Raw genomic sequence first — 15,061 nt, 5'->3', positions numbered from 1 at the left:
TAATGAAAACCGCTTACATCGCAAAACAACGCCAGATCAGTTTCGTTAAATCCCATTTTTCTCGCCAGCTGGAAGAGAAGCTTGGCCTTATTGAAGTGCAGGCGCCGATTCTGAGCCGCGTGGGTGACGGGACGCAGGATAACTTGTCTGGTTGCGAAAAAGCGGTACAGGTAAAAGTGAAAACACTGCCAGACGCCCAGTTCGAAGTGGTTCATTCCCTGGCGAAGTGGAAGCGTCAAACCCTGGGACAACACGACTTCAGCGCGGGCGAAGGGCTTTACACGCATATGAAAGCCCTTCGCCCCGATGAAGACCGCCTCTCCCCCATTCACTCTGTCTATGTTGACCAGTGGGACTGGGAGCGCGTAATGGGTGACGGCGAGCGTCACGTCGGTACGCTGAAATCTACCGTTGAGGCGATCTACGCCGGGATCAAAGCGACCGAAGCGGCCGTGAGCAAAGAGTTTGGTCTGGCACCGTTCCTGCCGGAAACGATCCACTTTGTTCACAGTCAGGAGTTGCTGAGCCGTTTCCCGGATCTGGATGCCAAAGGCCGTGAACGCGCGATCGCCAAAGAGCTGGGCGCGGTATTCCTGATCGGCATTGGCGGGAAATTGTCTGATGGTAAACGTCACGACGTCCGTGCGCCGGATTACGATGACTGGAGCACCGTGGGCGAGAGCGAATATGCCGGTCTGAACGGCGATATCCTGGTCTGGAACCCGGTTCTGGAAGATGCGTTTGAACTCTCTTCGATGGGGATCCGCGTGGATGCTGAAGCACTGAAGCGTCAGCTGGCCGTGACCGGTGATGAAGATCGTCTGCAACTGGAGTGGCACCAGGCGCTGCTGCGCGGTGAAATGCCGCAGACCATCGGCGGTGGTATTGGCCAGTCTCGTCTGACCATGCTGCTGTTGCAACTGTCCCATATCGGTCAGGTACAGTGTGGGGTCTGGCCGCAGCAGGTACGTGAGAGCGTCGGTTCTCTTCTTTAATTAACGTCGCCAGCGTCTGAGCAGGCGGCTACGCAACCCGGTATCAAAGCGCCAGATGTGATCGAAGATGCGCATGATGCCGGGTTTTCCATGTGCAGACATCGCCACGGCATGGAAACGGTGCTGGTGCACGCGCTGCATCTCCTTCACTTTATTCACGACGTCGTCCGGCAGCCGCTGGGCAATAAAATCGGAAATCACCACCGCATCCGCGTCGTACCAGTCTCCGCCCTGCATGCGCTCAATGATGCTGCGAAAACAGCTGGCCAGATCGGTGCCGCCGCGAAAGCGCTGGCTTAAAAAGCGGATCGCCTGCTCCAGCCCCTGTGGGCTGGTCAGTTCATACCCCACCACTTCGCTGGAAAATAACATGATGTAGCAGCGACGACGATCGGCGAGCGCCACGCGCATCAGAGCCAGGCAGAACGCTTTTGCACACTGCTCGTTAAATCCCCCCATCGATCCGGACGTATCTACGCAAACAATGAATGGACCGCGCGGTTGCTCATCAAAGTCCTGATGCACCACCGGGCGCTGGCTGATTTTTTCGCGCCAGGCTTCGCCATGCAACCGATAGGTAAGAAGCTGTTTTTCCACCAGCCGACGATAAAACTCATACTCCAGTTCGGTCATTCCCAGCGTGCTGAGTTCCGTAGGCAACAGGCGCAGGATATCATCGCTTTGCTGTAAGCCGTCCACCTGCTCCGGTACGGTGGAGGGCTCGCGTACCAGCGTACGGAAGGTTTCCATCGGCGCATCTTTCTTTGGAATTGACCTGGCCTCCCGGGAACGACCAAGCTGTTCTGCAAGCTTCATCAGCTCCGGCTGTTGTGCCAGAAAGTCGCCGTACTTCACGATCAACTGATAATCGCCACGTTTTAACTGACCGGCACTCATATCCCAGAGTCGACCGGCGGCGTTTTCATTCTCCACCAGCACCTGTTCTAGCTGGCCGCTTAACGTCATCCGCTCCTGAACTTCGCTTAACAGCTGTTCGCGCTCTTCGTCCAGCAACTGCTGGTTGAGAGAGGTGGCCTGAACGACAAGACTGAGCCGCCAGCGCTGTAAAAACAGCGTATGCAGGGCGGGAGTAAAGCTGGGGTTGTCCGTGACCAGCGCTCTGGCCTGGCTGGCAAACGGGGAGTGAACGTTATCTAGCAGCGTCAGGGTTTGCTGTAGCTGGGCAATAAACTGCGGCGTTGAAAGCCGCTGGCACTGCTGGTAACCAGCCACTTCCTCTGTCAGTTCCGGCGGGACTTCCGTCTCCTTAAACCGCTGGCGCAGGTTATCGCGCCAGCGGGGAAGATCGTCCGTCATTGCTTTTCTGAGCTTCGGAAATTTTTCAAAGAAGGCCGCCAGCTGCGGTGAAGCGAGCAGGGTAATGACGACCTCTTCGATCAACCCTTCCTCGCTAACCGCCAGCATGACGTTAAGCGTGTCCAGCGTTAGCATTGACGCGCCTGTTTAATCTGCGCGCTGACATCCTGCAAGCTGGCTTCAATGAGACCTAACCAGTCGCTATGGATAAAGAGGCATTTCTGCTGCTCGCTGAAGCGCGTGTGCTGCTGATGCCATTCGTTATCCAGCGCTTCGAGCTGCTGTTTGATCTCCTCCGGAAGACTGTCAGAGGCCGTGCCCGGCAGCGCCAGGCGCGATCCCTGAAGGCTGACGTCGCGGATCACAAGGTGCTGGCTGCTGTCGACTTCCATCGACAGCGGCTGTGCAAAGCCGATACCGTTGAGTTTACCGCGGATCTCGCCGCCCTTATCCAGCCACTGAACCAGCGCAACGCGTTCGATCGTCACGTGCACCACCTGCATATCATGAAGCTTTAGCGGCTGCTGAAGAAGAAGCGTGAGCGAGGCGTCAGTCAGCTCGGCTGGCAGTTCATAGTGCGGTTTACGGGCAAACATCCCGCCAAGACGGTTCACCTTCAGCGCGGTTTTGTCACTTTGCTGCTGCTGAAGCTGAAGACGACGTTGGGCAATCGCCCCCAGTTGATTAAGCATGGATTGCTGACCCCACGCGTGCCCGGTCATCAAAACGTCCAGCTGCTGCTGCATCAGATTCATCCCTTCTGCGTCGTGCCACAGACAGTCTTTCAGCAGGATCAGATCGATGGGGGCGACAGCATCGCGGCCACTGAACAGGGCGCTTGCCTGAAGCAGACGAATGGCTTTTTTCCAGCGACGGTCGGAGACGTACGGCGCGGAGGGCAATAAATCAAGCTGCTGGCGCAGCATGAAGATCAGCTCAAAGACGGCATCGGGCAGCTTAATTTTGCCTATCTCTTCCTGCCACTGGTCATACTCTTCGTCCGTGACCTGTAATGATGGTGCCACCGGATTTTCGTTTTCGTCCTGCTGGCTTACCAGCATTGAGCGGAAGTTCGATTTGTCCTGGACTTTATCCAGCCACAGGCGGATCAGCATGCGGTCATACAGCGCTTCCAGGCTGCTGTCGGCTTCGGGAAGTTCGTTAGACGCGGCCACCAGCAACCGCATGGGGATCTTCTCTTCGCTCGCGCCGTTGCGGAAGCGGCGTTCGTTGATTGCCGTCAGCAGGGTATTCAGAATGGCCGGGCCGGCTTTCCAGATCTCATCAAGAAAGACGATTTCCGCTTCCGGGAGATAGCCCGCCGTCAGACGTTCATAGCGTCCCTCATCTTTTAACGCCTGAATGGAGAGCGGGCCGAAAACTTCTTCCGGCGTGGAGAAGCGCGTCATCAAATACTCGAATGCGCGAGCGTTCTGGAAAGCGAATTTGAGGCGGCGTGCGATCAGACTTTTGGCAATGCCCGGCGGACCCAGCAGAAACACGCTTTCCCCGCTCAGCGCCGCAAGTAAACAGAGGCGAATGGCGTGGCTACGCTCGTATAGGCCTTTCTCCAGCGCACTGCTGAGGCGGGAAATTCTTTCTGCTAATAAATGTGAGTGAGCCATAATAGTTTTGCATCCTTTCGCCGTCGTGGCGGCTAATTGAAGCGAGTATAGACGTTTCGGTCTGGCCTGGTAATAGGCTGAAGTGCGGCGCTATTTTCTTTGCGCTACATTAATGCGGCTGCATTTAGGGGTACGATTTTGCATTGAATCGTGCATACTGTGCGCTTTTTGTGGGCCAAGGGACTAAGCACACATTTGTTATTCAAACGAAAAGACTAGTCTATGAGCACTGATAATAAGCAATCATTACCCGCAGTAACGCTTGCAGCGATCGGGGTTGTCTACGGTGATATCGGCACCAGCCCGCTTTATACGCTTCGTGAATGTTTGTCCGGTCAGTTTGGTTTTGGTGTAGAGCGTGACGCCGTATTTGGTTTCCTCTCGCTCATCTTCTGGCTGCTGATCCTGGTGGTCTCCCTTAAGTATCTCTCTTTCGTTATGCGGGCTGATAACGCGGGCGAGGGCGGTATTCTGACCCTGATGTCCCTTGCTGGGCGCAATACGTCTGCAAGAATGACCTCCGTGCTGGTCATCATTGGCCTGATTGGCGGCAGCTTCTTCTATGGGGAAGTCGTGATTACGCCAGCGATTTCGGTGATGTCGGCCATAGAGGGGCTGGAGATTGTCGCGCCTCAGCTTGATACGTGGGTGGTGCCACTCGCTATTATCGTGCTGACGTTGCTGTTTGCTATACAAAAACACGGTACCGGGCTGGTGGGTAAGCTGTTCGCGCCTATTATGCTGGCCTGGTTCCTGATCCTGGCGGCGCTGGGCTTACGCAGTATTATCGCCAACCCGGATGTCCTGCATGCGCTGAACCCAATGTGGGCGGTGCATTTCTTCCTGGAATATAAAGTGGTGTCGTTTGTGGCGCTGGGCGCGGTAGTGCTTTCCATTACCGGTGTTGAAGCGCTGTATGCAGATATGGGCCACTTCGGGAAACTCCCAATTCGCGTCGCCTGGTTTAGCGTTGTTCTGCCTTCACTGGTGCTGAATTACTTCGGCCAGGGCGCGCTGCTGCTTGCCCATCCTGAAGCGATTAAAAACCCGTTCTTCCTGCTGGCGCCGGACTGGGCGCTGGTTCCGATGCTGATCCTGGCGACGCTGGCGACGGTCATTGCCTCTCAGGCTGTCATTTCCGGCGTCTTCTCCCTGACGCGTCAGGCCGTGCGTCTGGGGTATCTCTCGCCGATGCGCATTATCCATACCTCTGAGATGGAGTCAGGCCAGATCTACATTCCGTTCGTCAACTGGCTGCTCTATTTCGCGGTGGTGATTGTTATCGTCAGCTTCGAGCACTCCAGTAACCTGGCGGCGGCGTACGGTATCGCGGTAACCGGAACGATGGTGTTGACCTCTATTCTCTCCACCACCGTGGCGTACCGTAACTGGCACTGGAATAAGTTCCTCGTGGGGCTGATCCTGGTTGGCTTCCTCTGCATCGACGTACCGCTGTTCTCTGCGAACCTCGATAAGATTGTCTCCGGTGGCTGGCTGCCGCTGACGCTGGGTCTGGTGATGTTCATCGTGATGACGACGTGGAAGAGCGAACGTTTCCGCCTGCTGCGTCGTATGCATGAGCACGGTAATTCTCTGGAGGCGATGATTGCCTCGCTGGAGAAATCCCCGCCGGTGCGCGTGCCGGGCACGGCGGTGTATATGTCTCGTGCGCTGAACGTGATCCCGTTTGCGCTGATGCATAACCTTAAGCACAACAAAGTGCTGCACGAGCGCGTGATCCTGCTGACGCTGCGTACTGAAGATGCGCCGTATGTTCACAATGTGCGACGCGTACAGATTGAGCAGCTGTCGCCAACCTTCTGGCGCGTGGTGGCAAGCTACGGCTGGCGCGAAACGCCGAATGTGGAAGAGGTATTCCACCGCTGCGGTCTGGAAGGGTTGAGTTGCCGCATGATGGAGACATCGTTCTTTATGTCCCACGAGTCGCTGATCATCGGCAAGCGCCCATGGTATCTGCGCCTGCGCGGCAAGCTGTATCTCATCCTGCAACGTAACGCCCTGCGTGCGCCTGACCAGTTTGAGATCCCGCCCAATCGCGTGATTGAGCTGGGGACGCAGGTCGAGATTTAATTCTCAGTGCGGCCTGATGCCCTCACCCTGCCCCTCTCCCACAGGGCTGAGGGATCCCCAATAATTTTTTTATGCAGAAGCAATAAAGTTGCATTCTAAATGACTGAGGGCTGTCAGCGATGCCCTGGTCCGGCTGTAAATCGCTGAGGCGTTTCCTGCAGGCCGGGGCGAGGCGCAGGGATGCGCCGAGAGGGCGGCTTTACAGGGACGTTGCCTCCGCCCGTACCCGATAAGCCGGAAGGAATAAGCCGAGGTCACCGCGAAGCGGCGATTTACCGCCGGGAGCCCGGGTCGCCAGGGTGGTGGCGACTGAGCCACCCTGGCACGTTCACCGGTCAAGTCGTTACAGAGTAGCAAGGAACATAAAGTGAACGGAATGACCACCACCGCCGTATGTTCCCCTCACCCTAACCCTCTCCCCGGAGGGGCGAGGGGATTGCTCAGTGCTCGCATTAATTTGTGGGGAACCCTCAGCCCACAGGGAGAGGGCGCAACCATAAAAAACGGTAACCTGACGGTTACCGTTTTGCATTTACCTCCTTTGCATTTCACTTAGCGAAACGTTTCGACGCCGATCACAAATCCGTTACGTCATGATGGTTTTCTGAACACTTCTGCGGCTACACTGTTTTTAGCGAAACGTTTCGCTAGTGGAGCAAAAAATGAAGAAAGGCACAGTACTCAACTCAGAAATATCATCGGTAATTTCCCGTCTTGGGCATACCGATACGCTGGTGGTTTGCGATGCAGGCTTACCGGTTCCGCGCAGCACAACCCGTATCGATATGGCGTTAACGCAGGGCGTACCCTCGTTCATGCAGGTACTGGAAGTCGTGACGGCGGAGATGCAGGTTGAGGCGGCCATTCTCGCGGCGGAAATCAAACAACATAATCCGCAACTCCACGAAACGTTGCTCAGCCACATTGAGCAACTGCAACAGCACCAGGGAAACACCATAGAAATTCGTTACACAACGCACGAGCAGTTCAAACAACAAACCGCAGACAGTCAGGCGGTGATTCGCAGCGGGGAGTGTTCCCCGTATGCGAATATCATTCTCTGTGCTGGCGTCACCTTCTGAGGCCATCATGGACGCATTACTGCAACTCAAAGGGATCGATAAGTCGTTCCCGGGCGTTAAAGCCCTCTCTGGCGCGGCGCTGAACGTCTATTCCGGGCGCGTAATGGCGCTGGTGGGCGAAAACGGCGCGGGCAAATCCACCATGATGAAAGTGCTGACCGGGATCTATCAACGCGATGCCGGTTCGCTGCTGTGGCTGGGTAAAGAGACCACCTTCAACGGCCCGAAATCCTCTCAGGAAGCGGGCATTGGCATCATCCACCAGGAGCTGAACCTGATCCCGCAGCTCACCATTGCGGAGAACATCTTCCTCGGCCGTGAGTTCGTGAACCGGTTTGGCAAAATCGACTGGAAAACCATGTATGCCGAAGCGGACAAACTGCTGGCGAAGCTGAATCTGCGCTTTAAGAGCGACCGACTGGTGGGCGACCTTTCCATCGGCGATCAGCAGATGGTGGAGATCGCGAAGGTGCTGAGCTTCGAGTCGAAGGTCATCATTATGGATGAACCGACCGACGCCCTGACCGATACCGAAACCGAATCCCTGTTCCGCGTGATCCGTGAGTTGAAATCCCAGGGGCGCGGCATTGTCTATATCTCTCACCGCATGAAAGAAATTTTCGAGATCTGCGACGACGTCACCGTCTTCCGCGACGGGCAGTTCATTGCCGAGCGTGAAGTGGCCACGCTGACCGAAGATTCGCTGATTGAAATGATGGTGGGACGTAAGCTCGAAGACCAGTATCCGCGTCTGGACAAAGCGCCAGGAGAGATCCGCCTGAAGGTGGATAACCTCTGCGGGCCGGGCGTGGATGACGTCTCCTTTACCCTGCGCAAGGGCGAGATCCTTGGCGTCGCGGGCCTGATGGGCGCGGGACGTACCGAACTGATGAAAGTGCTCTATGGCGCACTGCCGCGCACCAGCGGCTACGTTACCCTTGACGGCCATGAGGTAGTGACCCGCTCGCCGCAGGATGGCCTGGCGAACGGCATTGTCTATATCTCCGAAGACCGTAAGCGTGACGGCTTAGTGCTGGGCATGTCGGTAAAAGAGAACATGTCCCTGACCGCGCTACGCTATTTCAGCCGCAGCGGCGGCAGCCTGAAACACAAAGATGAGCAGCAGGCGGTCAGCGATTTTATCCGTCTCTTTAACGTTAAAACCCCATCGATGGAGCAGGCGATTGGCCTGTTGTCCGGCGGTAATCAGCAGAAAGTGGCGATTGCCCGCGGGTTGATGACGCGCCCGAAAGTACTGATCCTCGATGAGCCAACTCGCGGCGTTGACGTGGGCGCGAAAAAAGAGATCTATCAGCTGATTAACCAATTCAAGGCCGACGGTCTGAGCATCATTCTGGTCTCTTCCGAGATGCCAGAAGTATTAGGCATGAGCGATCGCATTATCGTCATGCATGAAGGGCATCTCGGCGGTGAATTCACTCGCGAGCAGGCCACCCAGGAAGTTCTGATGGCTGCCGCTGTGGGCAAGCTTAATCGCGTGAATCAGGAGTAAGAAGATGACTACCCAGGCTGTTTCTGGTCGCCGCTATTTCACAAAGGCATGGCTGATGGAACAAAAATCGCTGATTGCCCTGCTGGTGCTGATCGCGATTGTCTCGACCATGAGCCCGAACTTTTTTACCGTTAATAACCTGTTCAATATTCTTCAGCAGACCTCCGTCAACGCCATTATGGCGGTGGGGATGACGCTGGTGATTTTGACCTCGGGTATCGATCTGTCCGTCGGTTCCCTGCTGGCGCTCACCGGTGCGATTGCCGCGTCGATTGTCGGTATTGAGGTCAACGCGCTGGTGGCCGTTGCTGCTGCGCTGGCGGCAGGTGCGGCAATTGGCGCGGTAACCGGCGTGATTGTGGCAAAAGGCCGCGTACAGGCGTTTATTGCCACGCTGGTGATGATGCTGCTGCTGCGCGGCGTCACCATGGTGTACACCAACGGTAGCCCGGTGAATACCGGCTTTACCGAAAACGCCGATCTGTTTGGCTGGTTTGGTATCGGACGCCCGCTGGGTATTCCGACGCCAGTCTGGATCATGGCTATCGTCTTCCTGGCGGCGTGGTACATGCTGCACCATACCCGTCTGGGTCGTTATATTTATGCGCTGGGCGGTAACGAATCGGCAACGCGTCTGTCCGGTATTAGCGTCAACAAAGTTAAAATTATCGTTTACTCCCTGTGCGGTCTGCTGGCATCTCTGGCGGGCATCATCGAAGTGGCGCGCCTCTCTTCCGCGCAGCCAACGGCGGGTACGGGCTATGAGCTGGATGCCATCGCGGCAGTGGTTCTGGGTGGTACGAGCCTTGCGGGCGGTAAAGGTCGCATTGTTGGGACATTGATCGGCGCACTGATCCTCGGTTTCCTGAATAATGGCTTGAATTTGTTAGGTGTTTCCTCCTATTACCAGATGATCGTTAAGGCAGTGGTGATTTTGCTGGCGGTACTGGTAGACAACAAAAAACAGTAACTGACGACACTACAGGACATCTTAGATATGAACATGAAAAAACTGGCTACCCTGGTTTCTGCTGTCGCGCTGAGCGCAACCGTAAGTGCTAACGCCATGGCGAAGGACACCATCGCGCTGGTTGTCTCTACCCTGAACAACCCGTTCTTCGTCTCCCTGAAGGATGGCGCGCAGAAAGAAGCAGACAAACTGGGTTACAACCTGGTGGTGCTGGATTCTCAGAACAACCCGGCGAAAGAGCTGGCTAACGTTCAGGACTTAACCGTTCGTGGTACCAAAATCCTGCTGATCAACCCAACCGATTCCGACGCGGTCGGTAACGCCGTGAAGATGGCAAACCAGGCGAAGATCCCGGTCATCACCCTTGACCGTCAGGCAACGAAAGGGGATGTGGTCAGCCACATTGCGTCTGATAACGTACTGGGCGGTAAAATCGCCGGTGACTACATCGCGAAGAAAGCAGGTGAAGGCGCGAAAGTGATCGAGTTGCAGGGTATCGCCGGGACTTCCGCAGCCCGTGAACGTGGTGAAGGCTTCCAGCAGGCTGTAGCGGCGCACAAATTCAACGTGCTGGCGAGCCAGCCGGCAGACTTCGACCGTACAAAGGGCCTGAACGTCATGCAGAACCTGCTAACCGCGCATCCTGATGTGCAGGCGGTATTCGCACAGAACGACGAAATGGCGCTCGGTGCGCTGCGTGCGCTCCAGACTGCGGGTAAATCAGATGTGATGGTTGTCGGATTTGACGGCACGCCGGATGGTGAAAAAGCAGTAAATGATGGCAAACTGGCTGCGACCATCGCTCAGCTGCCTGAGCAGATTGGCTCGACTGGCGTGCAAACTGCCGATAAAGTGCTGAAGGGCGAAAAAGTTCAGGCCAAATATCCTGTTGACCTGAAACTGGTCATTAAGCAGTAAAGGCGATTCAGGCAGTCGCTGGCTGCCTGAGGGACACCAAATAAAAGAAAAGTGTGGCATACGCCACCGGGTAATACCGGTGGCGCTCTCAGATGGACACCTCAATACATGAAAACCGCAGGCAACCTCGTCGTCCTTGGCAGTATCAATGCCGATCACATTCTTAACCTTGAAACGTTCCCCACTCCGGGCGAAACCGTCACCGGCAATCAGTATCAGGTCGCGTTCGGCGGTAAGGGTGCAAACCAGGCAGTTGCCGCCGGACGCAGCGGGGCAAATATCGCGTTTATCGCCTGTACGGGTGATGACGATACCGGCGAGCGCGTACGCAAACAGCTGGCAAGCGACAAAATCGACATCGCACCCGTCAGCGTGGTTGCAGGGGAATCTACCGGCGTGGCGCTGATTTTCGTCAATGCGGAAGGTGAGAATGTCATCGGTATTCATGCGGGGGCTAATGCCGCGTTAACGACTGAACGCGTCGAAGCGCAGCGTGGGATCATCGCCGGAGCGGAAGCCCTGCTGATGCAGCTGGAGTCACCGGTTGAAAGCGTGCTGGCCGCTGCGAAAATTGCGCATGAAAATCATACGTCTGTCGTACTTAACCCGGCGCCTGCCCGTGTATTATCAGACGAGCTGCTGGCGCTGGTGGATATCATCACCCCGAACGAAACCGAAGCGGAAAAGCTGACGGGTATCCGTGTCGAAAATGATGACGATGCCGCGCGTGCCGCGCTTGCGCTGCATGATAAAGGCATCGGCACCGTGATCATCACCCTCGGCAGCCGTGGGGTGTGGGCAAGCGTCAATGGCGAAGGCCGTCGCGTGCCGGGCTTTAAGGTCAAAGCCATTGATACCATCGCCGCAGGAGACACCTTCAACGGTGCGCTGGTAACGGCGCTGCTGGAAGGAAAAGCAATGGATGACGCGATCCGCTTCGCGCATGCCGCCGCTGCGATTGCGGTGACGCGTAAAGGCGCTCAGCCTTCTGTTCCATGGCGTAAAGAGATTGATGAATTCTTAAGTCAGCAGGGGTAACGCTTGGCCACAATGAAAGATGTCGCCCGTATGGCGGGCGTTTCTACCTCGACTGTTTCCCACGTTATCAATAAGGATCGCTTCGTCAGCGAGGCGATTCGGGAGAAAGTTGACGCTGCAATTAAAGAACTCAACTATGCGCCGTCTGCGCTGGCCCGCAGCCTGAAGCTTAACCAGACGCGCACCATCGGCATGCTGATCACCGCCAGTACCAACCCTTTTTATTCTGAACTGGTGCGCGGCGTGGAGCGCAGCTGCTTCGAGCGCGGCTACAGCCTGGTGCTGTGCAATACCGAAGGCGATGAGCAGCGCATGAACCGAAACCTGGAGACGCTGATGCAAAAACGCGTCGACGGGCTGCTGCTGCTCTGTACCGAAACGCATCAACCCTCGAAAGAGATCATTCAGCGCTACCCTTCTATTCCTACGGTCATGATGGACTGGGCGCCGTTCGATGGCACCAGCGATCTGATCCAGGATAACTCGCTGCTGGGTGGCGATATGGCGACCCAGCATCTGATAGATAAAGGCCATACCCGCATCGCCTGTATTACCGGCCCGCTGGATAAAACCCCGGCGCGCTTGCGTCTGGAAGGCTATCTTTCGGCCATGGAACGGGCGGGGCTTGCCATTCCTGATGGCTATCGCATCACCGGCGATTTCGAATTTAACGGTGGATTTGAAGCAATGCAGAAACTGCTGGCGCAAGAGTCGCGCCCGCAGGCGGTGTTTATCGGTAACGATGCGATGGCATTCGGAGCTTATCAGGCGCTGTATCAGGCGGGATTACGTGTTCCGGACGACATGGCGATCGTCGGTTACGATGATATCGAACTGGCGCGCTACATGACGCCGCCGCTAACTACCATCCATCAGCCGAAAGATGAACTGGGTGAGCTGGCCATTGATGTGTTGATCCACCGTATGGCCCAGCCCACGCTGCAACAGCAACGTTTGCAGCTTACTCCTGTTCTGATGGAACGCGGTTCGGTTTAGCCTTCTCTTTGTGACGCTCTTTAATCAGGTTCCGGCCGTCTTTTGGTTTTAACAACATAAAGACCACCGCCGATACCACGGTAAGCGCGCCCATGGTGATAAAGGTATAGTGGAACTGCTCAACGGTATTTGTACCGTCAAACCCTTCATAAAACCGCAGTACCGCCGCGCTCACGGCAACCCCGAGGCTGATCGACAGCTGTTGAGTGACCGCCAGTACGCTGTTGCCGCTGCTGGCATTCTCGTCGGTGAGGTCCCCAAGGGTGATGGTGTTCATCGACGTAAACTGCGTCGACATGGCCATACCCAGCACAAACAGCGGCAGGATCAGCATCCAGATGGGTAACGCCGCAGATTGCAGGGAGAACTGCGCAATCATCAATCCAATAAAGATCGTCACGCCAACCAGCGTCTTACGATAGCCAAACCAGCGCAGCACCTGCGTGACCGTCGATTTTGCCAGAATTGAGCCCATCGCTGTGGGGGCCATCATGCAGCCAGCAATCAGGGCCGGATAGCCGAAACCGACCTGGAGCATCAGCGGCATCAGGAACGGTACGCAGCCCGTGCCCAGACGCGAGGCAATATTGCCCGCGATCCCGACGGAAAACGTTCGGGTGTTAAACAGAGATAAAGAGATAAGCGGTGTCGGATGGCGACGTGCATGACGGATATATAGAAGGAACAGCAGAATACCGCTAAGAATGATGGCCAGCGCCAGCCACGTCGCTACGATTTTCTCGCCAAACAGCTCCATCCCGCTGGAGAACAGGACCAGGCTCAGGCCAAACAGGAAGAAGCCGCCCATATCGAAGCTGCGTCGTGGTGTGGTGAAGTTCGGCATATATTTGCGGGCATAGATTAGCCCTGCCACACCAATCGGAATATTAATCAGGAAGATCCAGTGCCAGCTTGCCCAGGTCACCAGTACGCCGCCGAGAACCGGGCCAAGTATCGGGCCGACCAGCCCCGGCATAGTCACAAAGTTGAGCACCGGGAGCAGTTCGCTGCGCGGATAGGCGCGCAATAACGCCAGACGCGCGACGGGCATCATCATCGCGCCGCCTATCCCCTGTAGAACGCGGAAGATAACCAGTTCCGTCAGAGAGGTAGAAAGGGCGCAAGCCAGAGAACCGAGGGTGAACAGCGTCACCGCCAGCATAAACACTTTGCGCGTGCCGAAACGATCGGCCAGCCAGCCGCTGACCGGAATGAGCATCGCCACCGTCAGGGTATAACTGATGATGGCGGATTGCATCGCCAGTGGGGAGCGGTTAAGGCTTTGGGCTATTGCGGGAAGGGCGGTATTGAGGATAGTGGCATCCAGTGCCTGCATAAAGAACGCCATGGCTGCAATCCACGGCAATCCGGCCATACTGCGTGCTTTTTTCTCTGTCATTTATTTACCTGCTGGTGGGTTGGCGCCGCCAGCAACGCCTGGCACTCACTCAGGGCTCGCTGCCCGTCGCTTTCCTGAATGGCATCGACTATCGCCTGATGCAGATCCAGCTTCACCACCTCATCCTGTGTGATAGAGGCAAAGTAAGTGTGGTACACCGAATGGAATAAAGAAGCAAAGGAGGTCAGGAAAGGATTTCCGCTCATATTATAGATATGTTCATGCCAGGCCATATCGACCTCTATCCAGCGCTCGCGGTTAAAGTGCTTTTTCAGATCCACCATCTCTTCCATAAAAGTATTGAGCTGCGCTTTTTGCTCTGCTGTGCCGAGCGTGGCGGCAAGCAGACAGGCCTGAGGCTCAAGACTGCTGCGCATGACCAGAAAGTGATCGACGACCTGATTAAAGTTATCTTCGGTCATCCACCAGGTGAGTAACTCCTGATCGAGAAAGTTCCAGTTCCCCTGAGGCATAACGCGGGTGCCAATGCGCGGGCGTGGAAGCACCATCCCTTTCGCCGTTAATGTTTTTACCGCTTCGCGAACGGCGGTACGGCTTACACCAAACTGATCCCCCAGCTCCATCTCGCTGGGCAGGATGCTACCTGGGGCATATTTACCCGCTAAGATCAGCTGAGCCAGCTTTTCTGCCAGCACATAGGACAGGTTTTTTTGAGCTGCCAGCTGTTGAGCGCTTAATGGCATCGCTTTTATTCCTTAAATATTGATGCGGCTAATTATGCCATCTCAGGGGTGATTGTGGTTGCAGATACACCAATTAGAACAATTTGTAGCTTGATCTCATCGCTTTTGGTGAAAAAAAACACGGTCAGAAACTTTTTTTAAATTACCTCTTGTCACTTCAGAAGAACTCCCTATAATGCGCCTCCACTGACACGGAACAACGGCACACACGCCGCCGGGTCAGCAGAGAAAAGCAAAACAAACGCTTGACTCTGAAGCGGGAAAGCGTAATATGCACACCCCGCGCCGCAGCGAAAACGAAGCGGCACTGCTCTTTAACAATTTATCAGACAATCTGTGTGGGCACTCAAAGTGACATGGATTCTTAACGTCCTCGGACGAAAAATGAATACCAAGTCTCAACGAGTGAACAC

At 55.7% G+C, this 15,061-nt stretch carries 12 protein-coding genes; 8 read left to right on the top strand and 4 right to left on the bottom strand.

Annotated elements, in window-relative coordinates:
- The first annotated feature begins 2 nt into the window (after window positions 1–2).
- Window positions 3–995 (top strand): aspartate--ammonia ligase, encoded by a 993-nt coding sequence (asnA, locus tag ACOTZP_RS12220; RefSeq protein ID WP_003862385.1) that lies wholly within the window; start codon window positions 3–5, stop codon window positions 993–995.
- On the opposite strand, the gene viaA is transcribed toward asnA, so the two are convergent.
- Both viaA and ravA read right to left on the bottom strand, forming a co-directional pair.
- Window positions 996–2,447: an ATPase RavA stimulator ViaA gene (gene viaA / locus ACOTZP_RS12215; RefSeq protein WP_022649870.1), complete on the bottom strand. Its 1,452-nt coding sequence runs from the start codon at window positions 2,445–2,447 to the stop codon at window positions 996–998.
- Entirely contained in the window at window positions 2,441–3,937 is a 1,497-nt protein-coding gene (gene ravA / locus ACOTZP_RS12210) for an ATPase RavA (protein WP_271075360.1), read from the bottom strand. The genes viaA and ravA overlap by 7 nt, the downstream gene beginning before the upstream one ends.
- Window positions 3,938–4,159: 222 nt before the next feature.
- Here ravA and kup point away from each other — a divergent pair, with 222 nt between their 5' ends.
- The 7 genes from kup to rbsR all read left to right on the top strand — a co-directional run bounded on the left by kup (window position 4,160) and on the right by rbsR (window position 12,545).
- Window positions 4,160–6,028: a low affinity potassium transporter Kup gene (kup, locus tag ACOTZP_RS12205; RefSeq protein ID WP_006808744.1), complete on the top strand. Its 1,869-nt coding sequence runs from the start codon at window positions 4,160–4,162 to the stop codon at window positions 6,026–6,028.
- Between the two features lie 662 nt (window positions 6,029–6,690).
- On the top strand, window positions 6,691–7,110 hold the full coding sequence (gene rbsD / locus ACOTZP_RS12200) for a D-ribose pyranase (protein ID WP_003862392.1): 420 nt from the start codon (window positions 6,691–6,693) through the stop codon (window positions 7,108–7,110).
- A 7-nt stretch (window positions 7,111–7,117) separates the two neighbouring features.
- Window positions 7,118–8,623: a ribose ABC transporter ATP-binding protein RbsA gene (rbsA, locus tag ACOTZP_RS12195; RefSeq protein WP_022649867.1), complete on the top strand. Its 1,506-nt coding sequence runs from the start codon at window positions 7,118–7,120 to the stop codon at window positions 8,621–8,623.
- Window positions 8,624–8,627: 4 nt separating this feature from the next.
- On the top strand, window positions 8,628–9,593 hold the full coding sequence (gene rbsC, locus ACOTZP_RS12190; protein ID WP_022649866.1) for a ribose ABC transporter permease: 966 nt from the start codon (window positions 8,628–8,630) through the stop codon (window positions 9,591–9,593).
- Between the two features lie 27 nt (window positions 9,594–9,620).
- On the top strand, window positions 9,621–10,511 hold the full coding sequence (rbsB, locus tag ACOTZP_RS12185; RefSeq protein WP_271075112.1) for a ribose ABC transporter substrate-binding protein RbsB: 891 nt from the start codon (window positions 9,621–9,623) through the stop codon (window positions 10,509–10,511).
- Between the two features lie 108 nt (window positions 10,512–10,619).
- Window positions 10,620–11,549 carry a ribokinase gene (rbsK, locus tag ACOTZP_RS12180; RefSeq protein ID WP_022649865.1) on the top strand — a complete coding sequence of 310 codons (930 nt, stop codon included), beginning with the start codon at window positions 10,620–10,622 and terminating at the stop codon, window positions 11,547–11,549.
- A gap of 3 nt (window positions 11,550–11,552) precedes the next feature.
- On the top strand, window positions 11,553–12,545 hold the full coding sequence (gene rbsR, locus ACOTZP_RS12175) for a ribose operon transcriptional repressor RbsR (protein ID WP_074143179.1): 993 nt from the start codon (window positions 11,553–11,555) through the stop codon (window positions 12,543–12,545).
- On the opposite strand, the gene mdtD is transcribed toward rbsR, so the two are convergent.
- Together mdtD and ACOTZP_RS12165 are read right to left on the bottom strand one after the other, a co-directional pair.
- On the bottom strand, window positions 12,511–13,944 hold the full coding sequence (mdtD, locus tag ACOTZP_RS12170) for a multidrug transporter subunit MdtD (RefSeq protein WP_023305119.1): 1,434 nt from the start codon (window positions 13,942–13,944) through the stop codon (window positions 12,511–12,513). The genes rbsR and mdtD overlap by 35 nt on opposite strands.
- Window positions 13,941–14,648, bottom strand: a complete 708-nt coding sequence (locus ACOTZP_RS12165; protein ID WP_045620979.1) for a FadR/GntR family transcriptional regulator — start codon at window positions 14,646–14,648, stop codon at window positions 13,941–13,943. Before ACOTZP_RS12165 ends, mdtD begins: the two co-directional genes overlap by 4 nt.
- Window positions 14,649–15,061 lie beyond the last annotated feature (413 nt).

Source organism: Enterobacter cloacae complex sp. SYL001 (assembly GCF_049237025.1).
Taxonomy (GTDB): Bacteria; Pseudomonadota; Gammaproteobacteria; order Enterobacterales; family Enterobacteriaceae; genus Enterobacter; species Enterobacter intestinihominis.
The sequence above is the reverse complement of the archived record's forward strand: the minus strand, read 5'-3'. Positions and strand labels throughout refer to the sequence as shown.